The sequence below is a fragment of the Citrobacter youngae genome, from assembly GCF_003818115.1.
Lineage (GTDB): Bacteria > Pseudomonadota > Gammaproteobacteria > Enterobacterales > Enterobacteriaceae > Citrobacter > Citrobacter youngae.
Genome location: NZ_RPOI01000007.1, coordinates 60,061 through 85,059 on the forward strand (window position 1 = coordinate 60,061; position 24,999 = coordinate 85,059).

Consider the following 24,999-nt stretch of genomic DNA (forward strand, 5'->3'; position numbering starts at 1 on the left):
CGGATGGCGCTACGCTTATCAGGCCTACACATCCTTTGTAGGCCTGATAAGACGCGTGAGCGTCGCCATCAGGCACCCATCACTAATTACTGCGCGGTCTTATCAAATTTACCCAGCATCTCGCGCTCGTAAGCCAGCGCTTTCTTGCGGTCAAACTTGTGTTCCCACTTGGCGATTACCAGCACCGCCAGTGCATTCCCCACCACGTTCAGCGCGGTACGCGCCATGTCGAGGATACGGTCAACACCGGCAATAAACGCCAGGCCTTCCAGCGGGATCCCCACGCTGCCAAGCGTAGCCAGCAGTACCACGAAGGAGACGCCCGGCACGCCCGCAATCCCTTTCGAGGTCACCATCAACGTCAACACCAGCACGATTTCCTGCCACAGCGACAGGTCGATACCATACAGCTGCGCAATAAAGATCGCGGCAATACTCTGGTACAGCGTTGAACCATCAAGGTTGAATGAGTAGCCGGTCGGCACCACAAAGCTGGTAATTGAGGCTGGCGCGCCATAGGCTTCCATTTTCTCAATAATACGCGGCAGTACGCTCTCAGAACTGGCGGTTGAATACGCCAGAATCAGCTCATCTTTCAGGATACGGATTAAGATCCAGATACTCAGACCACAGACACGCGCCACGATACCCAGCACCACCAGCGCAAAGAACAGGATGGCAAAATGCACCAACAGTACCAGCTTCGCCAGCGGCCACAGTGAGGCAAAACCGAAGTTCGCGACGGTCACAGCAATCAGCGCGAAAACGCCAACCGGCGCGTAGCGCATCACCATGTGCGTCACTTTAAACATGGTTTCGGAAATAGAGCGGAACACGGTCACCAGCGGCTCGCGGTGAGTAGCTGGCAGCGAAGACAAGCCTAAACCGAATAACACCGAAAAGAAGATAATCGGCAGCATGTCGCCTTTCGCCATCGATGCGACGATGTTGGTCGGCACCAGTGACAAAATCGTGCCCATCAGGCCATGCGCGTGGCTTTGCACTTCTGCGGTTGTATTTTGATATTTCGAAATATCCACAGTCGCCAGCTGCGACATATCAATCCCGGAACCCGGTTGAAACACGTTCGCCAGCGTAATGCCGAGAATAATGGCGATGGTGGTGATCACTTCGAAATAGAGAATGGTTTTGGCGCCAATACGGCCCAGCTGTTTGGCATCACCCACCCCGGCAATACCCACAACCAGCGTGGAGATAACAATCGGCACGACAATCATTTTAATCAGGTGGATAAAGATATCACCCGCCGGTTGCAACAGGTTTAACACCAGCCATTCGCGACTGTCACTATGGTAATGCAGGTAACTCCCCAGCAAAATGCCCAGCACCATGGCGATGAGGATCTGCCATGCCAGGCTGACTTTCAAATTTTTCATAACAACGGACTTCCTCGATGGAGCGCTATTCCGCATATAAAAATGCGAGAACAGTACATACTGAAAGGGTATGATTTGTGTTGCGTTCGTTTATAGAGTTTTTTAACGCTTATTATCATTATCATTTGCACGCTATCTCGCGCAAGCCTTTCAGAACAGGGGGTTTAGCTGAAATTATGCATAAAAACGCGAGTTTATATCGGTAATCATGAATAACTTTTTGTTATAAAAGAATTTTTATTTGATAAAAAATGAAGAAGTTCTTCCATGAGTTTTTTTTGCCCACTTGTTCAATTGCCTGTTTTTTAAACAGGTAAAATGATACAAATCACAAAAAAAACAAATTTATTTTTGCCGATTCTGCAATAATTTCGCCATATTAATCGAGTCGATCAACTGCGCACGATTCACCCTCGGCGAGTTTAAATCCATTACTTTTTGCCACACTGAAATCGCTTGTGCGTAATCAGCCTGCATAAACGCATCGGAAGCCAACAGCATCAGCGCGGTAACTTCGTTACCGTCCAGCGCCAGGGATTTATCTATCATTTCGCGCGTTTGCGGTGTCATATGTTGCCCGGCCTGATAGTACAACACCGTCGCCAGCGCCGAATAGATTTCGGCGTTTTCACCCCGAAAACGCAGCGCCTGCTCATAGGCCAGCAGTGCATTGTGATACGCATTTTGCCAAAGATAATATTCCCCCAGTTGCGCCCATAACACACCGTCCTGTGGAGCGGCACGAATCTGCGACTGCAAAGAAAGTAGCTGTTTTTCCTGAATGTTATCATCGGAGAACGCATGTAATGGGTCCGCCAACCGCGCCTGTTCCTGCCGCACCGCCTGCCATTTTGGCGTCAACAGATAACCGCCGATGCAGGCCACAACCATCAGCACCACCGCAGCAGTCAGCCGCTTCACGGGCATTGGTCGTAACGGCGCAGTGGGATGTTCGGACTGACTCATTGCACCTCCTCCTCTGCGCGCTGACGCTTTCTCACCCGCCAGACCACCACGCCGACCAGTAACAACAACAGGCACGGCAACGCCCACAGCAGCAGCGTTTGCTCATTCAACGGCGGGTTGTAGCGCACGAAATCACCGTAACGATCGGTCATCCACGTGGTTATCTCGGCTTCACTTTTCCCTTCCGCCACCATGCTGTAAACCTGATGGCGCATACTGACTGCTACCGGCGCATTGGATTCCAGCAAGTTTTGGTTTTGGCACTGCGGGCAGCGCAGTTGGCTGGCAATAGACAGCGCTTTCTCCTGCTGTTGCGGGTTGGCAAACGTCCATGTGTCCACAACCTGGGCATGCGTGGCGAAAGTGATAAAAAACAGGACGATAAAACCGCAGATATTACGCATCACGCTTCCTTCCTCGCCATCCGCTCAGCAGCGCGCCAAAGACCATTAACAGTCCGCCGCCCCAAATCCAACGCACGCCGGTCTGCACGTACAATCGCATGGCATAACGGTCCGCTCCGGTTTTTTCGCCCATCACCGCGTACCAGTCATGTAACAGATTCCAGCGGATCCCCGGCTCCATCATCTGTTGACGACGCGCGGCATAGAAGCGCCTTTCAGGTTGCAGGCTGCCAATGCGTTTCTCATTGTGCCACAGCGTGATCTGCGCTTTTTCACTGGTGTAGTTACCTTTGGCTTCCAGGTCGAGACGCTCAAAACGGAAAACGTAGCCTGCCAGTTCCACCTGCTGCCCGGGGCTCAGGTTCAGGCTTATCTCCTGACGGCTCCCGCTGGAAAAGACGATCCCTGCCGCAAACACCAGCACCCCGGCATGCGCCAGCAGTGCCGGAAGTTGGATGCGGAAAGACACTTTGCGGCTTCTGACCGTAGCCAGCACAATAACCAGTAGCATCAGCAGCCCAAAGGGCAGCGTCGCGCGATTAAAGTACGGTGCGCCCACAGAAAGCCGCCCCCAGCCGAACAGCCCGTAAATCATCGGGTAGAGCGTGCCAATCAGCACAATCAGCAGCACCGCACTAAAGAGCAGCAACGCAACCAGAATCAGCATCTCGCGTGACCAACCGCCAAAACGCGCATTCTGCCGGACTTGCTGGCCCCGCCAGGCGTACAGCCCGAGCGACGCCAGACTCAACACGGTAAACAGCGCAAACAGCGGCGCGGCACGAACGTTATCCAGCGCGAAAGCATGCACCGAAACGAGAATGCCGGAACGCACAATCAGCGTCCCCAGCAGCGATAAAATCAGCGTGACGATCGCCAGCAGCAGCGACCAGTGGCGGAAGATCCCGCGCTGGCGCGTGATATACAGGCTATGTAGCAGCGCGCTGGCGGAAAGCCAGGGTAATAAGGAAGCATTTTCTACCGGGTCCCAGAACCACCAGCCGCCCCAGCCCAGCTCGCAGTAGGCCCACCAGGAGCCGAGGATAATCCCCAGTGTCAGCGCGCACCAGCCGGGCAAGGCCCAGCGCCAGCACACCCAGGCGCTCTGCGCATTAAAGTCACTACGTAGCAGCGAGGCCAGCGCCACGCCTGCCGCCACCATCAAACCACCGTAACCCAGGTACAGCAGCGGCGGGTGGAGAATTAATCCAAGGTGTTGCAGCATCGGGTTAAGGTCGCGCCCTTCAATGGCTGGCGGAAAGATACGCACGAACGGATCGGACCATACCACCACAAACAGCAGCAGCAGGGTCGTTATCATTGAAAGGACACTGAGCGTCAGCGGAAACAGCGCGTTGGTATTACGCCGATAGCGAAGAGCAAACAGCGCGCTCCAGGCGGAAAGAAACAGCACCCACAGCAGCAGCGATCCTTCATGACCGCCCCACTCCGCCGCCAGTTTTAATCCCCACGGCAGCAGGCTGTAGCTGTGCTGGGCAACGTAGACCACCGAAAAATCGCTGGTCAAAAAGCAGAATACCAGAATGGTAAAGGCCAGTAGCAGCAGGGCAAATTGCGTCCACACGCCCACGCTTGCCAGGCGCATCACCCCCTGCCAACGCTGGCGGACACCTACAAACACGGCAAGCGGGGTCAACACGTTGACCCCGAGGCTTAATAACAGCGCCAGAAAACCGGCTTCAGGAAGGAGAACGTCCAGATATCACCTTACGCAACGGTTAGCTGACCCGCATAGAGGATAAAAAAGCGCAGCAGCAGTACGCCGGTCAGGCTGGCGCCGCACACTGCCAGCACGCCATGAAACGTCGAACTGCGATTGGCCCAGGGTTTTAGCAGCATCGGCAGTATCAGCCCAAGCCCGGCCACGCCCAGCCAGAACCACCAGGTCCAGAATCCGCCGCCCAGTGCCGCCGCCAGCGCACGCATTTTGCCGTCATCGCCCAGCGCCAGACCAACAAAGAACGCCGCCAGCAGGAAGATCTCCAGCCATACCACCGGGACTTCCATGCGATGCACAAAATGCGCTTCCGTACTGTGCGGATTACTACGATGACGTAACGCCATAGCAATCAGCGCCACCGCCGCACCGGAGGAGATCCCGGAGAACAGGAACAGCACCGGCAGGATCGGGTTATTCAGGAACGGGTAGGATTTCAGCGCTGACAGCAGGAACCCGGTATACGCCCCGAGCAGGACCGCCAGCACCAGCATCAGCGTCTCCAGCGCGCGATGGAACGGCGTGATGAGCGTCAGGAGTTTTGACACCATCGTCAGTCGCGGCACGAACCGCTGTTGCAGGGCAATCACCTCTTTTTCAAAGATTTTTGCCAGCCACAGCACTAACACCACCATGTACAACTGGAACAGCATGACCCCCATCGACATCACCGAGGTGAAGCTGTAGTGGAACATCAGTTTCCAGAAAGTCCATGGACGCGTCAGGTGGAACACCAGAATTAACAGACCGAGGATAATTGCCCCCGGCCCTAACACCAGCGTGGTGCGCAGCAGCGTGCTGTCTGAACCGCCCGCCTCCGGATGGAAGCGACGCAGCAGAATCGCCAACGTGACCAGTCCGGCAGAGATACCTATCAGGAACAGATAGATGGCAATGGGCCAGTCCCACACCAGTGATTCAAAATGAAATGCAGAAGCGGATGTCATTGGCTCACCTCCCCAAATTTAAAGGGAACGCGGTAGACCTTCGGTTTTGTACCCAACGCCAGTTTGTAACGGTAGGTGGTTTTCTGCTGCAACAAACGGGATATATCGCTGTTGGGATCGTCCAGATTACCAAACGTCAGCGCCTTCGTCGGGCATGACTCAACGCAGGCGGGCTGTTTGCCCGCTTTCAGGTTGGTTTTCCGGCAGAAATCGCATTTATCCGCCGTTTTGCTCACCGGATGGATAAAGCGTACGCGATAGGGACACGCGGCGATGCAATACTGGCAGCCAACGCAAAGGTCGGGGTTCACATCCACAATGCCGCTGGCGGCATCGCGATACGATGCCCCCGTCGGGCAGACGTCAACGCAGGGAGCGTGGTCGCAATGCTGGCACGAGTGACGGAAGAAGCGATACTTCACATCAGGAAATGTCCCTTGCGGCTCGCTGCGAATAATCGTCAGACGCGATACGCCTTCCGGCACGTTGTTAACTTCCCGACAAGCATCCATGCAAGCCGTACAGCCGATGCATAAAGACTCATCATGAACCATACCGTAACGCACGCCGTTGATGTTCAACGTCTTCGCCACAACGCGCCCCGCCGTCCCGCTCACTGCCACCAGCGCGCCGACGCCGGTGATAAACTGGCGACGAGAGCAACTCATGGATGCTCCTTAAGCAACGGAACCGACGCCGGGTTAAAGTTCGGATTGTTACGTTGATCGCTGTGGCAATCGACGCAAATCTTGATCCGTCCTTTATCGCTTAGCGTCTGCATCGTGTCTTGCTTCGGATGCAGTGAGTGACAGCTGGCACACGCCACTTTGGTTACGTGGACATCGTGCGGCCAGAACGCTTTTTGCAACTGCTCAGGCAGGTGACAGGACATACAGACGCTGTTCTGCTGCTCCACGTTGTACATCGGCTCATTAAAGCGCATCACATCTTTCACCCCTTCGCGGTGGTTCGGTGACGGCTGGCCGTGACAATTGGTGCAGGTGACAGGCAGTTTGTTATTCGGGTTGATGGCTTCCGCATGCTTACCATGCATGCCTTCGGTATCCGGCTTGTGACAGTCCAGACAGGCGGCATCCGGATTACGCTGTTGGGTAACCGTCCAGCGTTGATCCGACTCCTGCGGCGTTGGCGTGGCAGTGATTCCACTCAGGCTCCATAACAAGCCTGACGCCAGCACCCCAGCAGTTAATAACGAACGTAATACGCTCATATTCACTCCGTTGAGTTATCCGCCCCTTGCGGGGCGAAATGGGGTTATTGGCTTAACAGACCGTTTTTACGCGCCTGATCTTCCCACTGCGGAATCACCGTTTTGATGAAGTCCTGTTTCTCAGCATTGATTTGCTGCATGTTCAGACCAATCGCCGCCTGGGCTTTCTCTTTGGTAGAGATATCCGGTAACGGGATTTCATGCGTGATGCCTTTGGTCGCCAGCAGACGGACCAGTTTGGTACGTGCGTCAGCGGCTTTATCCATTGCGCTACCCAGCATCCGCAGGCCTTCTTCCGGCGCGTGCATGTGAATACCGTGTGAGGCGATAGACAGGTCCCAACGCCATTGCGCGTGACGGATATCTTCCAGAATCGGCTTCATTTCCGCTTCGGTCGCACCAGCATCCCATGCTGCTTTCGCTTCGAAATGGGCATGTACCAGTTGATCTTCAACCTTGATTTTCAGGTCATGAATGGCCTGTTTACGCTCGGCGACCACTTTTTGCAGGGACGCTTTGTCCTGGGTGTGGCAGTTCGCACAGGTCTGAGCGAAGTTATCGAACGGATTCCCAATCTTATGGTCGGTGTAGATCTTGCCTTCCGCGTTCTGCACTTTCGGCATGTGGCAGTCGATACAGGTCACGTTGTTCTTGCCGTGAATGCCTGCGCTCCAGGTTTCATACTCCGGGTGCTGCGCTTTCAGCATTGGGGTTTTAGACAGGGAGTTGGTCCAGTCAGAGAAGGCGATGGTGTCGTAGTATTTCTCCATGTTCTCGACTTTCATGCCGTCGTCCCACGGGAACTTAACGGCTTTGTTTTTACCGTCGAAGTAGTACTCCACGTGGCACTGGCCGCAGACCATGGATTGCTGATCGAAGCGACCAGCTTTCTCAAACGGTTTGCCGATGGTTTCCATCGCGCGTTCAGCATAAGGGCGCGACAGCGTCAGTTCTGGCTTGCCTTTGGCAAAGTCTGGTGACGCGGTGTTATGGCAATCTCCGCAGCCAAGATTGTTAACAATTTCAGGACCGCCGCGCGCCCATTTACCGTGGAAGTAGCCATCTTCACCGTCTTTCTGGATCAGACGCGCCACGTCCGGGCTTTTACAGCTCCAGCAGGCCATCGGCAACGGACCATCTTCTGCCGTTTTGGGTGCACCGGTACGTAAGGTTTCACGGACATCGGTCACGGCATACGCGTGCCCGCGCGGTTTGTTGTAATCGCGCGAGAAGGGATATCCCGCCCACAGGATCACCAGACGCGGATCTTCTGCCAGCGCATCTTCACGGGCTGATTGCTCAGACGTGGCTTTCCAGGAGAGATATTGATCGGGATGCTGAGGGGCGAAGACTTCATTCTTCGCTTCAACGGTGACGGTTTTTGCGGGTACGGGGGTTTGTTCAGCGTAAACTGCAGAGATAAATAATAAAGGTACTAACAGGCTGAAGAAACGGCGTACGCGTGATTTTATCCTTGCCATAGGGGTCTCATCCAGATGACGCCATTATCTGCAATGGCGGTTCTTTTATTGTTTTCCATAACAGCAACCACACGAATACTGTCATGACATTGCTCCACCCTATTTGTAACAAGAAACCCCACAAGAAATGTTGTTTTTAATCAATTGTAAGTGTATGTAAAATACCACTTTAGAGTTATTTACCCCTTCTAATCCCTCACTCTTTTGTCTATATCCGACACAGATCACCTTTTCAAAACTCTCTATATAACCGCATGTTATCGCGAGGTTTAATCAATTTTTGCTAGTTCTCTTCAAAATTCAGTTTGCCGCTAATTTGCACAATTCGGTTATTGCGTGATCTGTCGCCCAAATACTAAACAAAACTCGCAAAGCCCCTACATTTAACGTTTGTGCGACATATTATTAACATCCTACAAGGAGAACAAAAGCCATGAGCCAAATACACAAACACGCTATTCCCGCAAACATTGCGGACCGTTGCCTGATAAACCCGGAGCAGTACGAAGCGAAATACCAACAGTCCATTACCGATCCCGACACATTTTGGGGCGAGCAGGGAAAAATTCTTGATTGGATCACGCCATACAGCCAGGTAAAGAACACCTCTTTTGCACCCGGCAACGTGTCGATTAAATGGTACGAAGACGGCACGCTGAACCTGGCGGCAAACTGCCTTGACCGCCATCTGCAGGAAAACGGCGATCGTACCGCCATCATCTGGGAAGGCGATGACGCCAGCCAAAGTAAAAACATTACCTATCGCGAACTGCATCGCGATGTTTGTCGTTTCGCCAATACATTGCTGAATTTAGGCATTAAAAAAGGCGATGTGGTAGCTATTTATATGCCGATGGTGCCGGAAGCTGCGGTCGCCATGCTGGCCTGCGCCCGCATTGGCGCGGTGCATTCAGTCATCTTCGGTGGGTTCTCACCGGAGGCCGTCGCCGGACGTATTATCGACTCCAATTCACGCCTGGTGATCACCGCTGATGAAGGCGTGCGCGCCGGACGCAGCATCCCGCTGAAAAAGAACGTCGATGATGCGCTGAAAAACCCGAACGTGAAGACCGTGGAGCATGTGGTCGTCCTCAAACGAACCGGTGGAAAAACGGAATGGCAGGAAGGCCGTGACCTGTGGTGGTCCGATCTTATAGAAAAAGCCAGCCCTGAACATCAGCCGGAAGAAATGAACGCGGAAGATCCGTTGTTTATCCTGTATACCTCTGGTTCAACCGGTAAGCCAAAAGGCGTGCTGCACACCACGGGGGGATATCTGGTTTACGCGGCAACGACCTTTAAGTATGTGTTTGATTACCATCAGGACGATATCTACTGGTGTACTGCTGATGTGGGTTGGGTTACCGGCCACAGCTATTTGTTGTACGGTCCGCTGGCCTGCGGTGCCACCACGCTGATGTTTGAAGGTGTACCTAACTGGCCGACCCCGGCGCGTATGTCACAGGTCGTGGACAAGCACCAGGTCACAATCCTCTATACTGCGCCAACGGCTATCCGCGCCCTGATGGCAGAAGGTGATAAGGCGATTGAAGGCACTAACCGTTCATCGCTACGCATTTTGGGTTCCGTTGGCGAGCCGATTAACCCGGAAGCATGGGAGTGGTACTGGAAGAAAATTGGCAACGAAAAATGTCCGGTCGTTGATACCTGGTGGCAGACCGAAACCGGGGGATTCATGATCACCCCACTGCCGGGCGCTACCGAGCTGAAAGCCGGTTCTGCAACCCGTCCATTCTTTGGCGTACAGCCTGCGATTGTCGATAACGAAGGTAATCCGCTGGAAGGCGCGACCGAAGGCAACCTGGTAATTACCGACTCGTGGCCGGGCCAGGCGAGAACGCTGTTTGGCGATCACGAACGCTTTGAGCAAACCTACTTCTCTACCTTCAAGAACATGTACTTCAGCGGCGACGGCGCACGCCGTGACGAAGATGGCTATTACTGGATCACCGGACGTGTGGACGATGTGCTGAACGTCTCCGGTCACCGTCTGGGAACGGCTGAAATCGAATCGGCGTTGGTGTCGCATCCGAAGATTGCCGAAGCCGCAGTGGTGGGGATTCCGCATAATATTAAAGGCCAGGCGATCTACGCCTACGTCACGCTGAATCACGGTGAAGAGCCGTCACCTGAGTTGTACGCCGAGGTGCGCAACTGGGTACGAAAAGAAATTGGCCCGTTAGCAACGCCAGACGTGCTGCACTGGACCGACTCACTGCCGAAAACCCGCTCCGGCAAAATCATGCGCCGTATTCTGCGAAAAATCGCGGCGGGCGATACCAGCAATCTGGGCGATACCTCAACCCTCGCCGATCCTGGCGTGGTAGAGAAACTGCTCGAAGAGAAGCAGGCCATCGCGATGCCATCATAACCATAACCGTGAAATGCCCGATGGCGCGCTGCTTATCGGGCCTACAAATCCTATCCCTACCCCTCCCCTGACCGGGAAGGAAATATAAAAACCTCCCCCAAAGGATTTCGTGTTACAGGAAGGCGGCAAGCAAGCATATCCCCAGTCACATAGTTCACTATGTGACTGGGGTAGGCGAGTGCGGCCAACGAACCTGTAGCACGAAAGACGCAGGGGGACCTCTGGAGACTCTGTGATGAATGACAATATTTATCAGCGGATAGAAGACAGTGCGCGTTTCAGGGAGTTAGTAGAAAAACGGCAACGGTTTGCCACCATTCTGTCCATCATCATGCTGGCAGTTTATATCAGCTTTATTTTACTGATTGCCTTTGCGCCTGGCTGGCTGGGTACGCCGCTACACGCGGGAACCAGCGTCACCCGGGGTATTCCGATTGGGGTCGGCGTGATCCTCATCTCCTTCATCCTGACCGGGATCTACATCTGGCGGGCCAACGGTGAATTTGATCGCCTGAACAATGCGGTTCTGCACGAGGTTAAAGCATCATGAAGAGAGTCCTGACGGCGCTTGCCGCCACGCTGCCCTTCGCCGCAAACGCGGCGGATGCTATTAGCGGTGCAGTTCAACGCCAGCCAACCAACTGGCAGGCGATTATCATGTTCCTGATTTTCGTCATCTTTACGCTCGGTATTACCTACTGGGCGTCTAAGCGCGTACGTTCGCGTAATGACTACTACACCGCCGGCGGTAACATCACCGGTTTCCAGAACGGGCTGGCGATTGCGGGCGGCTATATGTCGGCGGCATCGTTCCTTGGAATTTCCGCGCTGGTATTTACCTCCGGTTATGACGGGCTGATTTACTCGCTCGGCTTCCTGGTCGGCTGGCCAATTATCCTGTTCCTGATTGCGGAACGCCTGCGTAACCTCGGTCGTTATACCTTTGCAGACGTTGCGTCTTATCGTCTGAAGCAGGGGCCAATCCGTATTCTGTCGGCCTGTGGTTCCCTGGTGGTGGTCGCGCTGTATCTGATCGCCCAGATGGTCGGCGCAGGTAAGCTGATTGAGCTGCTGTTTGGTCTGAACTATCACATCGCCGTGGTGCTGGTTGGCGTACTGATGATGATGTACGTGCTGTTTGGCGGCATGCTGGCAACCACCTGGGTACAGATCATTAAAGCCGTTCTGCTGCTGTTCGGCGCCAGCTTTATGGCCTTCATGGTAATGAAGCACGTCGGCTTCAGCTTCAACAACCTGTTCACCGAAGCGATGGCGGTACACCCGAAAGGCTCCGCGATTATGAGCCCGGGCGGTCTGGTAAAAGATCCGATATCCGCCCTGTCGTTAGGTCTTGGATTGATGTTCGGTACGGCAGGCTTGCCGCATATTCTGATGCGTTTCTTCACGGTCAGCGATGCCCGCGAAGCGCGTAAGAGCGTATTCTATGCCACCGGCTTTATGGGTTATTTCTACATCCTGACCTTTATCATCGGCTTTGGCGCGATCATGCTGGTAGGTGCTAACCCAGAGTACAAAGATGCTGCAGGCGCACTGATCGGTGGTAACAACATGGCGGCGGTTCACCTGGCGAATGCGGTGGGCGGCAACCTGTTCCTCGGCTTTATCTCTGCAGTGGCCTTTGCCACCATTCTGGCGGTGGTTGCCGGGCTGACGCTGGCGGGCGCTTCGGCAGTTTCTCACGACTTGTACGCCAACGTATTCCGCAAAGGCGCTACCGAGCGTGAAGAACTGCGCGTCTCGAAAATTACCGTACTGATATTGGGTGTGATTGCCATCGTGCTCGGCGTGCTGTTCGAAAATCAGAACATCGCCTTCATGGTGGGTCTGGCGTTCGCCATCGCGGCCAGCTGCAACTTCCCGATCATCCTGCTTTCCATGTACTGGTCGCGTCTGACCACCCGTGGCGCAATGCTGGGTGGCTGGTTAGGTCTGTTAACAGCGGTAGTATTGATGATTCTCGGCCCAACCATTTGGGTCCAGATCCTCGGTCACGAAAAAGCCATTTTCCCGTATGAATATCCGGCGCTGTTCTCCATCAGCGTAGCGTTCCTCGGGATCTGGTTCTTCTCTGCGACCGACAACTCAGAAGAAGGCAACCGCGAACGCGAGCAGTTCCGTGCTCAGTTCATCCGTTCCCAAACCGGGTACGGCGTAGAACAAGGTCGTGCACACTAACCTCCCTTCTCCTCCGGCTTTCGGGCCGGAGGATTATATCTTTTCTCAGAACATCAGCCTCGCCACCAACGGTGCCACCAGCACCATCACCACACCGGAAAGCATCATTACCAGACTGGCAACCACGCCCTCCTGCTGACCAAGCTCATAAGAGCGCGCCGTGCCTGCGCCATGCGATGCGGCGCCAAATCCTGCGCCTTTCGCCATTCCTTCACGGATGGAAAGCCGTAAAAACAGCACATCGCCGACGGCCATACCGAATACACCGGTCACCACCACGAACAAGGCCACCAGGTCCGGCTGCCCGCCCAAGGGTTCTGCCGCTGCCAGCGCAAACGGCGTGGTGACGGAACGTACCGCCAGGCTACGTTGGATCTCATCAGGCAACATAAACAGGCGCGCCAGCCACACGGAACTGGTAACGGCCACCAGCGTTGCCGTTACCACGCCCGCCGTCAGCGACATCCAGTGACGCTTAATCACCGCGAGGTTGTCATACACCGGAACGGCAAAGGCGATGGTCGCCGGACCTAATAACCACAGCAGCCAGTGTGATTCGCCAATATAGTTCTGCCAGGAAATATGCCCGAACACCAGCATCAGCACCAACAGTGCTGGCGTGAGGACCAGCGGCATCAGCGGTAATTTGCGAAAACGGCGATACAAACGCTTATTAGCAAAGTAGATACCCAGCGTAATCACCAGACACAACACGCTTAGCTGGAAATTACTCACGGTTTAACCTGCTCATTTCATAGCGATACACTTTATCGACCACCCACGCCGTGGCACCGAGCACCATCAGCGTGCTTATCGCAATGACAGCAAAAATACGCCAGCCATCGACTAACAACAGCTGCGTATAGTTGACGACGGCCACCACTGCCGGAACAAAAAACAGCAGCATTTCAGCCAGTAACCAGCGGGCACCGGCGCGTATCCAGCTCAGCGGGATAACCCGGCAGATAATTAATGCCAACATCAGCACCATCCCGACCAGGTTGGCGGGAAGCGGTAGATGCAGCCAGGAGACAAGATATTGAGCAAATACAAAGAGACCTGCGTACAACAGAACCTGAACGGGGATCTGGAGTCGTTGAATGACAGCAGGCGTCACGCGGCTTATCGCCACAGCCATGAGGGTATGTCCTTAAAAAATAGAGAGCGCCAGTATAGAGAGCCCCCGTCCAGGACTGAAATGAATTAAACTCATTGCAGGCATAGTCTTAAGGAATAATCATGGATATCAGAACGCTGCGATATTTTGTTGAGGTGGTGCGTCAGCAGAGCTTTACCCGCGCAGCGGAGAAGCTTTTTGTCACCCAACCCACCATCAGCAAAATGTTGAAGAACCTTGAAGACGAGCTGAACTGCACGCTGTTAATCCGCGACGGTCGGCGGCTTTTATTGACCGATACCGGACAGGTTGTTTTTGAGCGCGGTCTGGCAATTTTGGCCGAGTTTCGCCAGCTTGAAGCCGAACTTAGCGACATTAACCATCTGAACAAAGGGCTATTGCGCCTTGGTATCCCGCCAATGGTCGGTATGTTGATGGCAGGTCCCATCAGCCTGTTTCGCCAGCGTTATCCCGGCGTTGAGCTTAAAATATCGGAGTTTGGTGGCTTAACCGTCCAACAGGCAGTCATGAGCGGAGATTTGGATGTCGCCATGACGGCCCTTCCGGTCGAGGAAGAGAGTGGACTGGCAACCTTACCGCTTTTCAGTCATCCGCTCTGCGTGCTGGTCCCCCGCTCCGGTCAGTGGACAACGTGTGAGTCCATTTCCCCCGAAGCGTTAGCGGAGCACCCGCTGCTGATCTATAACGAAGATTTCGCCTTGAGTCGCCAGCTGCTTGAACTGTTTAGCCAGCACAACGTCAAGCCGCGCATCGCGGTACGCAGCGGGCAGTGGGATTTTCTGGCGGCCATGGTGCAAGCCGGCGTCGGTATCGCTATTTTACCGGAGCCAATTTGCCAACGACTGGATAAACAGACGCTGCGCTGGATCCCGCTGGAGAGCGATTTACGCTGGCAACTGGGCATGATTTGGCGTGAAGGCGTGTATCTGTCGCACAGCGCTCAGGCGTGGCTGACATGCTGCGAAGGGTTTTGGTTAACGCAAGAATCGTAAGTGCCGGATGCGGCGTAAACGCCTTACCCGGCCTACAATTCGATTCCGTAGGCCTGATAAGCGTAGCGCATCCGGCACAACCGTTTATTGGTTCTCGATCAGCAACGCTTCCAGCAAGTCCAGATCGTGCAACAGTTTCTGCAGCGTTTCATTGCTGATTTCGCGCGTGGCGCGCAGGTGATAAAGCTCTGCACGTTCTGAACGCAATGCCGCCAGGCGGAAACGTCGCTCGAGGTTCTCTTCCTGTAATGAGCTTTCCACATCGTTACGTCCATCGACGCGACGGCGCAGGTTACCGATTACACGAGAGCTCACTTCGGTCAGCAGTTGATTATCAATATTCTCTTCGCTGTCCGCCGCCAGACGCTCTTCCATTTTCTGGATAGCAACAATCGCGACTTCCGCCGTCGCAGCGCGGGCTATCCGCTCTTCTTTCAGTTGCTGCGAGTGATCTGCCACTTCCAGGTGTTGCAGCAGAATCGGTAGCATCACTACACCGACAAACAGCGAGAACAGGATCACGCCCGCGGCAAGGAATACTAGCTCGTAGCGCGCCGGGAAGCCGCTACCATCCGGCAACAGCAGCGGGATGGAGAGCACACCGGCAAGCGTAATCGCCCCGCGAACTCCCGCAAAGGAGGCGATCAGGATTTCACGCGTTGTCCATGAGCCAAACTCCATCGGCTTTTTCTTCAGGAAGCGCAGACTGAATTTTTTCATCGTCCACAGCCAGCCAAAACGCACCAGCATCAGCGCTACGTAAATCAGCACGATATCGGTAAACAGCATCCAGGTTTCAACGTTCGGATCGGCTTCTGCCGCCACCAGAGAAGACTCCAAAATCCCCGGTAATTGCAGCCCTAACAGCAGGAAGACCATGCCGTTAAAGACGAACTCCAGCATTGCCCAGGTGCTGTTAGCACGTAAGCGCATCGCCAATGGCGCACGACGCATTACGCCTGAACGGGTTATCGTCATCCCGGCTGCGACCGCCGCGAGGATCCCGGAAACACCAATGTGTTCGGCAATCAGGTAAGAAGCAAACGGCAGCAGGAACAGCAGAACAATTTGCGTTGCCGGCTCATCGCCGCCCCAGCGGCTAAGAAAGCGCAGAGAGCGTCCATACAACCAGCTGACGACAAAACCCGCCAGGATGCCGCCAATCGCTACCTTAAAGAACTCAACCGTCGCACCACCAACGGTAAACACCATCGTTCCCATTGCCACGGCCACAGCAAATTTCAGCGATACCAGGCCAGACGCATCGTTCATCAACGCTTCGCCCTGCAGGATGCCCATGATTTTCTTCGGTATACGCCCCTCGCCGACAATGCCAGAAAGGGCAACGGCATCGGTTGGCGATAACACTGCGGCCAGCGCAAAAGCGGGGATCAGCGGAATCCCCGGGACCAGCCAATAAATCATAAAACCAATGCCGACCACCGTAACCAGTACGAGCGCCAGTGCCAGACCGAAGATCTCTCGTCCGTGCTCCAGAAACTCACGCGTTGGCGTCTTCCAGCCATCGGCAAACAGCAGCGGCGGGATGAACAGCACCAAAAACAGCTCAGGATCGAATTCCACATGCAAACCAAACGTCGGCCACGCCAGCAAGGCGCCGATGGCGATCTGCATAAGGGGTAAAGGGAGTTGGAAGGGCAATACGCGAGTAAATACCCCCGACAGCGAGACCACAAGGGTCATGATGAGTATGGTGAAAAAGATTTCCATGCGTTCCCTGTTTGCGATGTTTCTTATGATTAGTGGTGAGAGGCGTCGTGCCTCAATTCTATCTACTCGAGAGTAACGCAAAAGACAACGAGTGTGTTCTGAAAATAAAAACGGGCGGCAAAAGCCACCCGTTTTCAGGATCAAGAGCGTATCGGAATTAAATAGCCCAACCGCCTGCATAGAATGCAACCAGCGCCACGGCAATCACCACCGTTCCGATATTCAGTTTTCGCCATTCGCCGGAAACAATACGGCCAATAACCAGAGTGGCAAAACCGATCATAATGCCGGTCACGATATTACAGGTCAGCACGATAAAGACAGCGGTAATCAGTCCCGCCATCGCGTCGACGAAGTCGGTAAAATCGATTTTCGCCACGTTGCTCAGCATCAGCAAACCAACATACATCAGCGCCGGTGCCGTTGCGTAAGCAGGAACAAGGTAAGAGAGCGGAGAAAGGAACAGGATCAGCAGGAACAGAACACCTACGGTGATCGCCGTCAGACCGGTTTTACCCCCTGCCGCGGTACCCGCTGCAGATTCAATGTAAACCGCCGCCGGAGCAGCGCCCACCAGGCCAGAGAACACGCTGCTCAGGGAGTCAGTCGTTAACGCTTTGCCGCCATCGATAATCTGACCGTCTTTATCCAGCAGATTCGCCTGGCCCGCAACCGCGCGGATGGTTCCGGTCGCATCGAAGACGGCGGTCATGACCAGCGCCAGCACGCTCGGCAGAACGACAGGGTTCAGTGCACCCATAATGTCCAGGCTGCCGATCAGCGAGTTGCCGTTTTCGTCGCTCAGAGACGGCATGGCAAAAATACCGGAGAAATGCACGGCCGGATCGAAAATCAGGCCAACGACGGAAATACCAATAATGGTCAGCAGGATGCCACCCGGTACTTTCAGTTTTTCGAGGCCGATAATCACCGCCAGACCAATCAGCGACATAATGACCGGGAAGGTGTCGAAGTCACCCAGCGCAACCGGCAGGCCATCCAGCGGGTTCTTAATGACCAGACCAACACCGTTTGCCGCAATCAGCAGCAGGAACAGGCCGATACCAATACCCGTACCGTGCGCAACGCCCTGTGGCAGATTGCGCAGGATCCAGCTACGAATACCTGTCGCGGAAATGATGGTAAACAGAACACCCATCAGAAACACCGCGCCCAACGCAACAGGCACGCTAATATGCTGCCCCAGCACCAGGCTGAATGCGGTAAACGCCGTCAAAGAAATGGCGCAACCAATCGCCAGCGGTAGGTTGGCCCACAGGCCCATCACAATAGAGCCGACACCGGCTACCAGGCAGGTTGCCACAAATACAGCGGCTGGCGGGAAACCGGCTTTACCCAGCATTCCTGGAACCACGATAACAGAGTAGACCATCGCCAGAAACGTCGTTAATCCGGCAACGACTTCCTGTCGAACGGTACTGCCACGGTGCGAAATTTTAAACCAGGCGTCGAGTGAACCGCCGGTACGCGCTGAAGGCGTAGACATAGAAAACATCCCCTGAGAGTTTATTTTTCGTCATTATGCGTGCTGGACAATCCACTGCCTGCTTAACGTTTTCTCCCTGTGCCAGGTTTGCGTCAGTAGGGGTGTCGCAAAAAAGCAAACGTTTAGCTCCGCGCATAAAAACGGGTGGTAAAAAAAAGCAAACGATTATCTAGCGATCATGTACTGGTTTTCAACTGAACTTTGCCGCTTTTTACTCATTTCTTCTTATAACGCACAAGAAATAGCCAGTCGATGCGCAAACGTTATCGTCAATGCGCAATCTGGCAACAAATTTCGCGCAGTTATTACAACCCCAGCGGTAATCTTTCACGTTAATTCGCGCAAAAAAACGAATGAAGATGCGGAAAATTTTTCGGCTAAAAAACCATCAATCGACTGGCAAATAGACGGGGGTGGCATACACTTACCTTATCAACACAAGCCGGAACCTCCCCTAATGTGCTCGACTGAGGGGTGTTGATGTCGGGGGAAACCCTCCCGTGAACCAGCGGGATAGAGTGAAAGACGAAGACCGGAACCAAACTAAAGCGCCCTCTGTGGCGCTTTAGTTTTATACCCGTCATACTTCACGTTGCAGGTGTGTTGGCTGCGTTTACTCACCCGAATCACTTAGTTTACTAAGCTCATCGGGATTCGTGCTCTTGCCGCCTTCCCACAACGCGAATTATTTAGGGTATATATCCGTCATATATTTAAACCAATCAATCATCTTCCAGCAGACGCGCCCCGGTTCCCTGCTCACCAAGCTGATCGCCTGGGTTACGCAACGGGCAATCACTACGCGACAAACAACCGCAACCAATGCATCCATCCAGTTCATCACGCAACGCCACCAGGGTATGAATACGCCGGTCCAGTTCTTCACGCCATTGCGAAGAGAGCTGCTTCCACTCTTTAGCGCTAAGTGAATGTCCTTCAGGTAATACGCCCAGCGCGTCGCCAATCGTTGCCAGTGGTATACCGATACGCTGGGCAATCTTGATAATCGCGACATAACGCAACACATCACGTTTGTATCGACGCTGATTGCCGCTGTTGCGCATGCTGCTGATTAACCCTTTGCTTTCATAGAAGTGCAGAGTTGATACCGCGACACCGCTACGTTTTGCGACTTCACCTGGCGTGAGCAGCGCTTTTATCCGGGGTAATTTCTTTTCCATAAATCGCTTTACCTCAAGTTAACTTGAGGAATTATACTCGCCCACAGACAAAACGACGAATCGAATACTGAGAAAGAGGCAGCCCTATGTCCCATCAGCAGATAATTCAGACCCTTATTGAATGGATTGATGAACATATCGATCAACCGCTGAACATTGAGGCGGTGGCAAAAAAATCAGGTTACTCGAAGTGGTATTTACAGAGGATGTTCCGCACGGTGATGCGTCAGACGTTGGGTGACTATATCCGCCAGCGCCGACTTTTGTTAGCCGCCGTGGAACTACGGACGACCGAACGACCTATTTTCGATATTGCGATGGATCTCGGCTATGTGTCGCAACAAACGTTCTCACGCGTGTTCCGCCGCGAGTTTGATCGTACACCCAGCGACTACCGTCATCGCCTGTAGGATTATTGCCCGCTCTGCGTCAGTATGGCGGGCGAGCGCTGTAGCCAGAGCATAAACTCCTGCGGCGGTAACGCTTTCGCAAAATACCACCCCTGACAATACTGAACGCCACGTTCAAGCAGCCATTCCATTTGATCTGCCGTTTCCACCCCTTCAGCAATTGTCTTCAGATGTAAGCTTTGCGCCATTTCGATGATATGTTCGGCAATCAGGTGGCTGGTACTGTTGGTCGCCAGCGTACTAATAAAAGATTTATCAATCTTCAGGATATCCACGTTCAGTGCCGCCAGATTGTGCAGATTGGAATATCCCGTCCCAAAATCATCAAATGCCACTTCATAACCGGCCTGACGGAATGCCTGGATTACCGGGGTCATTTTATGCACATCAATAAATCCACGCTCCGTCACTTCGACTTTAATTTGCTGGGCAGCGACTGAGTAATCACGCGCTTTCTCAGCGATCAGGGCAATCAGTCGGGATGAATGGAAATCAGAAGCTGAGAGGTTAATTGAGATATAAATCTGGGGATGCGCTGAAAGAAAATACCCTAAATCATTGAACACTTCTTCGACCACGTAATCCGTGATCCTTTCAATCATGCCTTCTTTTTCAGCCAGCGGAATAAATTCCGTCGGGCTCATGACCTCGCCTTTGCAACCTGGCCAACGCATCAGCGCCTCGGCCCCCACACATTGACCATTCTTGATATCGATGATCGGCTGGTAATGCAGGCGTAGCTGGCGTTTTTCCAGCGCACGCCTTAACAAACGACGAGGGGAATGGTACTGCTGGCGCGTACGCCACCACATCAACAGCATCAGAATGCTGCAGATCACCCCAAAGGGGATCGTGAGTGCGGCTTCGTGATAGAAATTTTGATGGACGCGATCGCGGGTCGTCGAAACAATAATCGCGATCGGGCGCTTCTCAGAACGAACGATGGTATAGAACCGATCGTCCAGTTGGAAGGTAGAGGCTTTACCGCGCACCAGCGGCAGAAATTGCTTAACATGCGCCTGATTGCTGGCGGAGAAGAAAGTATCCGTTATCGTGTCATAGACGCCCCACAATAGGCCAGGGTCATCTGACATGACTTCGCTGTAAGATAATGGGTTAATGACAACGACGTAGTTTCCTCTTTGCATATACGTCATGTTGTAGCCAGAGAAAAAAGGCGTATCGCGATAGTAATAGATCGAAACGTCCGGCGTACGTTTATAGTCAGCGGTTGGCATAATATAGGGAACTGACGGTGCCATCGACGTAGAGCACAAAAAATGATCATCTTGTGCATAAATTAGCTCGCTGATATATAAACGCCCGCGAATAATATTCAGCATACTTTTCTGATGGGCAGGGGTACACATCTTACCCTGATACAGCTGAGCCATATCACGCGCTAAATCAGCTTGCTGGATCACCAGTTCCGTTTTATTTAACACCAGTTGAGCAAATGAGTGGAGTTGAGTGCGGGTTTCGGACGTCGCCCGGATATGAGCAAACCATAGCGCCAGCACCACGGGGAGCAATACCACCGTGAGCGTGCCGAGGAGCTTCAGCATCTTGCTTTGCGCACTGAGATTCATGTCAGCCCTATTTCCCTGTTTCGTATATGCCAGTACCCATCAAGGCAGGATGCTATAAACACCAACTGGTTAAGTTGCATGAATCTATCAACATTATCAACAGACGTCTCTATGTAAAAGTCTGATAATAGTGGATGATGATATTATTTTCCCGTAAGGCAAACTTAAAGTTACGCTTATTTTGCAACATCATTATCAAGAAAGAGTAATGTTTTACACGCGTTATACTGGCGGCACGCATAAAACACATTAACTTTTTTAACGATTAATTTCGGATAAAGAAAACAAGTAACATGAATGCATCTTACATAACGCATAATTTATTATTCGTTTATGAATCAAGATAACCATACAATTAACATGGATAAAAACCGGCAAAAATAACGTCAGATACTGGTGAACAAACGAGCAAATGTGATATAGTTCACAGAAATAATGTAACAGAAACATTGTTTCATTCATGTTATTGCCCGTCGATAGCCAGAGTACCACACCCTCTGTGAATAACCCCGCGCTGTCCTGGGCATCAAGACTTTCTGAGGACGTTTTTCATGGCAACAATAACAACTGGCGTAGTTCTTCTGCGGTGGCAACTGCTCAGCGCAGTACTGATGTTTTTAGCCAGTACGCTCAATATTCGTTTTCGTAAATCAGATTATGTTGGACTGGCCGTTATCAGCAGCGGTTTAGGGCTTGTTTTTGCCTGCTGGTTTGCAACCGGATTACTCGGTATCACCCTGGTAGATGTATCCACTATCTGGAATAACATCGAATCTGTGATGCTCGACGTGATGAGCCATACTCCGCCAGACTGGCCGATGGTGTTGAATTGATAACAGCAGTGTGTCCGACCAGATTATACCCGGTCGGACACGGTTTTAAGCGATAACGATTTTACTGACGTTCCGGTAACCGCTTACCACTCCATCCGGAACCCTGCGTTCACCTGCCAGTTCATATCAATGTCGCCTCCAGCCGATCTTTCCAGGTCAACGTACAGTCGGGAATTATTGTTCTGAGTAAGATGAATATTGGTTCCAATACCGTAGTTAATCCACGAGTCGCTACCTCCCTCACGGACCGTCATGGACGCGTCTTTACCCCACACAGTGACATCACGATCGCCGGCAAACTCATGCAGCAGATCCAGCTTCACATAAATGTCGCTATCCGGGCGTTCCTCAAAGCGATAACCTCCCCGCAATCCGACACGACCAATCACGCTGTCGATATCATTCTGACGTACCCGTAGCCCACTGCTGGTGGTATAACGCGCTTCATCCAATCGGGTATACACGAGTTGCGCTTGCGGTTCGATGAAAGAGGATTCTCCCAGACTAAACTCACGGCCGTATTCTGCGCTGGCGCTAATTGACCACGTGCTGCTATCCGCCCCCCCCATATTGCCGTACACATTTCGGTAGTTAAAATCACTCTCATGGCGGCTATATTTCAGAACCAGATCCAGGTAGTCCTGTTTCTCCGGACGGTTCCATGCAGCATAAAGTGAACCACCGTAGCTCTTGTTATCGCCCGTGCCATAAGTAAAGTCAGCGTTACCTCTCATGTAATGCGCCGCAATGCCTCGCGTCCAGACTGATTGTTCACTCTCTACCTTATTGTCATAACCAAGTTGCCAGAAGCTATACAGGTTTTTGAAGTAGCTGCCATTATCGCTTTCCATTTCACCGCCTTTATAGCGTATCCACAGACCATTTTGCTGTTGGTTCTGGCGTAATTCCCCTAAACGCTTATTCAGGCTGTCGATTTCGAGACGGGCGGTGGCCGCCGCGTAGTTTAACCCGGCATTGGCAATCGCGGTGTTGCTACCCGCACTGGCTTTCGTTGAAATCCCCGTAATATACCAGTTTGTGCCATACTGGCTTGCCGGATCGCCTTCCCGAATATCAGAGCGCAGTAGCGGTTTATAGTCATATACATACTCGTTAGTGATATCGATTTTATCGTACGCTTCAAACATCACATTGCTGGCGGCATCGGCAACCCAGATATCTTCTTGTAGATTGCTGAGCTTATTAATATTTAACGCCTCAATGGCATGAGTTCCCCCCGTGCTACTCTTAACGACTTCGATAAAGTCGCTACCATTACGCCGCTGCTCATCTGTTTTATTTGTATTTACATCAATCAGGAAAATACCGTTGTTGCCTTTCAGATCGTGAATTTTCACCGTTTCGTTGATGCTCTGATTGGTATGCAGGTTAAAACCATGCAGGTTTATCGTCCCGCCGTCTTGCAAGGTGATAGCACTGATCTGAGCGTCTTTACCATCTGGAATCCAGTGGGCATTATTCATCAACGTCAGATTCAAATCTCCCGCCCATTTATTACTGTCGATGTCCAGAACATTCGCTTCGTGCCCATGCCAAAATGATTCTGCACCATTTAGCGTAATATTCATCTGGCTGGTATGAGCATATATTTTATCGCCAAAGTCGATATTCCCCAACAAATTGACCTTATACTCACCTGACTGATTAATATTAACGACGCCACCATCTTTAGCACTAACCGCATCACTTTTTGATGAACCATCAGGATAACCGCTGTTGTTTTCCAGCAGTTCTCTGAAATTACTGGCGTAAGTATTAATGTAAATGTTACCACCGTTTGCCGTAATAGTTGAACCTACTCCACGTGCATAGATTCCATTATTTGCCAGCGTAGCATCTTCTCCATCGTTGGTGTGTTCAACCTCTGAACGAACATACACATTGCCGTTTACAGTGATATCCGCACCGCTTCCCGCATACAACGCAGTATTATTATGGGTATACTTAGAGCCAATTAAGAAAGTATTTTTCAGGCTAAAGTTATCAACTTTGACGTTGGTGCCCTGACCTTCGGCGGATAAGCCAAAAAAGGCCAGCCCGGCGCGGTGTTCCTGTTGCGTAGTTCCGCTGATATTAACGTTGTAATTACCAATTTGATACTCTCCCGCCTGGTCTTTGGTGATACTGCCAATCTTCACCTCAAGGCCATTACCTTCACCTCGCACAGGGTTATCAATATTTACCGTGATATCATAGTTTTTATCATCAGCAATCGTATCCCGAATGATGATCCCTTCCTGACCACCATTAACATCTATATAATTCAGTTCATAGTTTTTTGCACTCGCAAATCCAGCGCAAACCAACTGCGCTGCGGTAAATGATAGTGCAAAGGGTATTATTGCTTTAGGGTTTATCTTCCTTTGATACATAGTAAGCTCCATAACAAATAGTTTATCAAAGCATTTATCAACACCCCACCAATAAAAAAGCAGCGAATAATAAATGTATTTTCATTAACGAAGAATTGATAAGCTAAAAGTATTATTTAAAGCCGGGCAGCAATTTGTCAATATTTACCATGCCGTAAAATACATTTTTCCCATTAAATTAATTAAATATTACTCTCCGGAAAACTATCTCAAACAGAAGAAATTGAATGTATGATACATATTCACCAATTATTACCTTCATATTCTCTGTTTTTATTCGATAATGCCTACATTTATTTTCATTTCCCATGGTTATAAATAAATATTATCGAATAGTAGCGCTAATCAGCTCGTATTAAATGAATCATCAAGCAGCGATGATAAACCAGAAAATACCGAGTAATTTACTCTGAACAAGAGATGTAAAAAACCCCGTCGCAACGGGGTTTTCATCAGTACGAACGTTAATGCGT

General features: G+C 52.1%; 20 protein-coding genes and 1 pseudogene. 6 read left to right on the forward strand and 15 right to left on the reverse strand.

Going from position 1 to position 24,999, the window contains the following annotated elements; genetic code table 11:
- Positions 1-86: 86 nt before the first annotated feature.
- The 8 genes and pseudogenes from gltP to nrfA form a co-directional block, all read right to left on the reverse strand.
- Positions 87-1,397 carry a glutamate/aspartate:proton symporter GltP gene (gltP, locus tag EHN13_RS06350; protein ID WP_048213908.1) on the reverse strand — a complete coding sequence of 437 codons (1,311 nt, stop codon included), beginning with the start codon at positions 1,395-1,397 and terminating at the stop codon, positions 87-89.
- Positions 1,398-1,742: 345 nt separating this feature from the next.
- The gene (gene nrfG / locus EHN13_RS06355) at positions 1,743-2,363 is read right to left on the reverse strand and encodes a heme lyase NrfEFG subunit NrfG (RefSeq protein WP_061067032.1); all 621 of its coding nucleotides are present in this window, start codon (positions 2,361-2,363) and stop codon (positions 1,743-1,745) included.
- Positions 2,360-2,734: pseudogene (nrfF, locus tag EHN13_RS24540) on the reverse strand (heme lyase NrfEFG subunit NrfF); the annotation flags it as partial. The pseudogene nrfF and the gene nrfG, both read right to left, overlap by 4 nt.
- Positions 2,735-2,759: 25 nt before the next feature.
- The gene (locus EHN13_RS06360; RefSeq protein ID WP_167470007.1) at positions 2,760-4,487 is read right to left on the reverse strand and encodes a heme lyase CcmF/NrfE family subunit; all 1,728 of its coding nucleotides are present in this window, start codon (positions 4,485-4,487) and stop codon (positions 2,760-2,762) included.
- Positions 4,488-4,495: 8 nt separating this feature from the next.
- The gene (nrfD, locus tag EHN13_RS06365) at positions 4,496-5,452 is read right to left on the reverse strand and encodes a cytochrome c nitrite reductase subunit NrfD (RefSeq protein WP_124021067.1); all 957 of its coding nucleotides are present in this window, start codon (positions 5,450-5,452) and stop codon (positions 4,496-4,498) included.
- The gene (nrfC, locus tag EHN13_RS06370; RefSeq protein ID WP_003031761.1) at positions 5,449-6,120 is read right to left on the reverse strand and encodes a cytochrome c nitrite reductase Fe-S protein; all 672 of its coding nucleotides are present in this window, start codon (positions 6,118-6,120) and stop codon (positions 5,449-5,451) included. The genes nrfD and nrfC overlap by 4 nt, the downstream gene beginning before the upstream one ends.
- The gene (nrfB, locus tag EHN13_RS06375) at positions 6,117-6,683 is read right to left on the reverse strand and encodes a cytochrome c nitrite reductase pentaheme subunit (RefSeq protein WP_003031758.1); all 567 of its coding nucleotides are present in this window, start codon (positions 6,681-6,683) and stop codon (positions 6,117-6,119) included. The genes nrfC and nrfB overlap by 4 nt, the downstream gene beginning before the upstream one ends.
- 44 nt (positions 6,684-6,727) lie before the next feature.
- A complete protein-coding gene (nrfA, locus tag EHN13_RS06380; protein ID WP_124021068.1) occupies positions 6,728-8,164 on the reverse strand; it encodes an ammonia-forming nitrite reductase cytochrome c552 subunit in 1,437 nt (478 codons plus the stop codon).
- 433 nt (positions 8,165-8,597) lie between these two features.
- On the opposite strand from nrfA, the gene acs reads away from it, so the two are divergent.
- The 3 genes from acs to actP all read left to right on the forward strand — a co-directional run bounded on the left by acs (position 8,598) and on the right by actP (position 12,752).
- Positions 8,598-10,556 (forward strand): acetate--CoA ligase, encoded by a 1,959-nt coding sequence (acs, locus tag EHN13_RS06385; RefSeq protein WP_124021069.1) that lies wholly within the window; start codon positions 8,598-8,600, stop codon positions 10,554-10,556.
- A 235-nt stretch (positions 10,557-10,791) separates the two neighbouring features.
- Positions 10,792-11,106, forward strand: coding sequence for a DUF485 domain-containing protein (locus tag EHN13_RS06390; protein ID WP_006688274.1), 315 nt, complete (start codon positions 10,792-10,794; stop codon positions 11,104-11,106).
- Positions 11,103-12,752: a cation/acetate symporter ActP gene (gene actP / locus EHN13_RS06395; RefSeq protein ID WP_124021070.1), complete on the forward strand. Its 1,650-nt coding sequence runs from the start codon at positions 11,103-11,105 to the stop codon at positions 12,750-12,752. Before EHN13_RS06390 ends, actP begins: the two co-directional genes overlap by 4 nt.
- A 45-nt stretch (positions 12,753-12,797) precedes the next feature.
- Here the strand turns inward: actP and EHN13_RS06400 are convergent, their stop codons facing one another.
- Together EHN13_RS06400 and EHN13_RS06405 are read right to left on the reverse strand one after the other, a co-directional pair.
- Positions 12,798-13,487, reverse strand: a complete 690-nt coding sequence (locus EHN13_RS06400; protein ID WP_003031745.1) for an LrgB family protein — start codon at positions 13,485-13,487, stop codon at positions 12,798-12,800.
- Positions 13,480-13,890 (reverse strand): CidA/LrgA family protein, encoded by a 411-nt coding sequence (locus tag EHN13_RS06405; RefSeq protein ID WP_048213917.1) that lies wholly within the window; start codon positions 13,888-13,890, stop codon positions 13,480-13,482. The genes EHN13_RS06400 and EHN13_RS06405 overlap by 8 nt, the downstream gene beginning before the upstream one ends.
- A gap of 101 nt (positions 13,891-13,991) precedes the next feature.
- Here EHN13_RS06405 and EHN13_RS06410 point away from each other — a divergent pair, with 101 nt between their 5' ends.
- A complete protein-coding gene (locus tag EHN13_RS06410) occupies positions 13,992-14,882 on the forward strand; it encodes a LysR family transcriptional regulator (protein WP_040229800.1) in 891 nt (296 codons plus the stop codon).
- An 84-nt stretch (positions 14,883-14,966) separates the two neighbouring features.
- Here the strand turns inward: EHN13_RS06410 and EHN13_RS06415 are convergent, their stop codons facing one another.
- The 3 genes from EHN13_RS06415 to soxR all read right to left on the reverse strand — a co-directional run bounded on the left by EHN13_RS06415 (position 14,967) and on the right by soxR (position 19,301).
- Complete coding sequence (locus tag EHN13_RS06415) at positions 14,967-16,613, reverse strand: Na+/H+ antiporter (RefSeq protein WP_040229801.1); 1,647 nt, start codon at positions 16,611-16,613, stop codon at positions 14,967-14,969.
- 157 nt (positions 16,614-16,770) lie between these two features.
- Positions 16,771-18,120, reverse strand: coding sequence for a guanine/hypoxanthine transporter GhxP (gene ghxP, locus EHN13_RS06425; RefSeq protein WP_005132609.1), 1,350 nt, complete (start codon positions 18,118-18,120; stop codon positions 16,771-16,773).
- Positions 18,121-18,842: 722 nt separating this feature from the next.
- Positions 18,843-19,301, reverse strand: coding sequence for a redox-sensitive transcriptional activator SoxR (soxR, locus tag EHN13_RS06430; protein ID WP_003826630.1), 459 nt, complete (start codon positions 19,299-19,301; stop codon positions 18,843-18,845).
- Between the two features lie 86 nt (positions 19,302-19,387).
- On the opposite strand from soxR, the gene soxS reads away from it, so the two are divergent.
- Entirely contained in the window at positions 19,388-19,711 is a 324-nt protein-coding gene (gene soxS, locus EHN13_RS06435) for a superoxide response transcriptional regulator SoxS (RefSeq protein WP_005132611.1), read from the forward strand.
- Positions 19,712-19,713: 2 nt separating this feature from the next.
- Here the strand turns inward: soxS and EHN13_RS06440 are convergent, their stop codons facing one another.
- Entirely contained in the window at positions 19,714-21,300 is a 1,587-nt protein-coding gene (locus tag EHN13_RS06440) for an EAL domain-containing protein (RefSeq protein ID WP_124021071.1), read from the reverse strand.
- Between the two features lie 551 nt (positions 21,301-21,851).
- Here EHN13_RS06440 and EHN13_RS06445 point away from each other — a divergent pair.
- The gene (locus tag EHN13_RS06445) at positions 21,852-22,133 is read left to right on the forward strand and encodes a YjcB family protein (protein ID WP_048213921.1); all 282 of its coding nucleotides are present in this window, start codon (positions 21,852-21,854) and stop codon (positions 22,131-22,133) included.
- An 83-nt stretch (positions 22,134-22,216) separates the two neighbouring features.
- On the opposite strand, the gene EHN13_RS06450 is transcribed toward EHN13_RS06445, so the two are convergent.
- Positions 22,217-24,526, reverse strand: coding sequence for an autotransporter family protein (locus EHN13_RS06450; RefSeq protein ID WP_124021072.1), 2,310 nt, complete (start codon positions 24,524-24,526; stop codon positions 22,217-22,219).
- Between the last annotated feature and the right edge of the window lie 473 nt (positions 24,527-24,999).

Excerpts from the sequence above, each read along its gene's own strand:
- EHN13_RS06450 (WP_124021072.1), bottom strand. The coding sequence starts at position 24,526 with ATGTATCAAAGGAAGATAAACCCTAAAGCAATAATACCCTTTGCACTA.
- nrfD (WP_124021067.1), bottom strand. The coding sequence starts at position 5,452 with ATGACATCCGCTTCTGCATTTCATTTTGAATCACTGGTGTGGGACTGG.
- EHN13_RS06440 (WP_124021071.1), bottom strand. The coding sequence starts at position 21,300 with ATGAATCTCAGTGCGCAAAGCAAGATGCTGAAGCTCCTCGGCACGCTC.
- EHN13_RS06445 (WP_048213921.1), top strand. The coding sequence starts at position 21,852 with ATGGCAACAATAACAACTGGCGTAGTTCTTCTGCGGTGGCAACTGCTC.
- nrfB (WP_003031758.1), bottom strand. The coding sequence starts at position 6,683 with ATGAGCGTATTACGTTCGTTATTAACTGCTGGGGTGCTGGCGTCAGGC.
- nrfC (WP_003031761.1), bottom strand. The coding sequence starts at position 6,120 with ATGAGTTGCTCTCGTCGCCAGTTTATCACCGGCGTCGGCGCGCTGGTG.
- soxS (WP_005132611.1), top strand. The coding sequence starts at position 19,388 with ATGTCCCATCAGCAGATAATTCAGACCCTTATTGAATGGATTGATGAA.
- ghxP (WP_005132609.1), bottom strand. The coding sequence starts at position 18,120 with ATGTCTACGCCTTCAGCGCGTACCGGCGGTTCACTCGACGCCTGGTTT.
- EHN13_RS06390 (WP_006688274.1), top strand. The coding sequence starts at position 10,792 with ATGAATGACAATATTTATCAGCGGATAGAAGACAGTGCGCGTTTCAGG.
- soxR (WP_003826630.1), bottom strand. The coding sequence starts at position 19,301 with ATGGAAAAGAAATTACCCCGGATAAAAGCGCTGCTCACGCCAGGTGAA.
- EHN13_RS06405 (WP_048213917.1), bottom strand. The coding sequence starts at position 13,890 with ATGGCTGTGGCGATAAGCCGCGTGACGCCTGCTGTCATTCAACGACTC.
- actP (WP_124021070.1), top strand. The coding sequence starts at position 11,103 with ATGAAGAGAGTCCTGACGGCGCTTGCCGCCACGCTGCCCTTCGCCGCA.
- gltP (WP_048213908.1), bottom strand. The coding sequence starts at position 1,397 with ATGAAAAATTTGAAAGTCAGCCTGGCATGGCAGATCCTCATCGCCATG.
- nrfA (WP_124021068.1), bottom strand. The coding sequence starts at position 8,164 with ATGGCAAGGATAAAATCACGCGTACGCCGTTTCTTCAGCCTGTTAGTA.
- EHN13_RS06415 (WP_040229801.1), bottom strand. The coding sequence starts at position 16,613 with ATGGAAATCTTTTTCACCATACTCATCATGACCCTTGTGGTCTCGCTG.
- acs (WP_124021069.1), top strand. The coding sequence starts at position 8,598 with ATGAGCCAAATACACAAACACGCTATTCCCGCAAACATTGCGGACCGT.
- EHN13_RS06410 (WP_040229800.1), top strand. The coding sequence starts at position 13,992 with ATGGATATCAGAACGCTGCGATATTTTGTTGAGGTGGTGCGTCAGCAG.
- nrfG (WP_061067032.1), bottom strand. The coding sequence starts at position 2,363 with ATGAGTCAGTCCGAACATCCCACTGCGCCGTTACGACCAATGCCCGTG.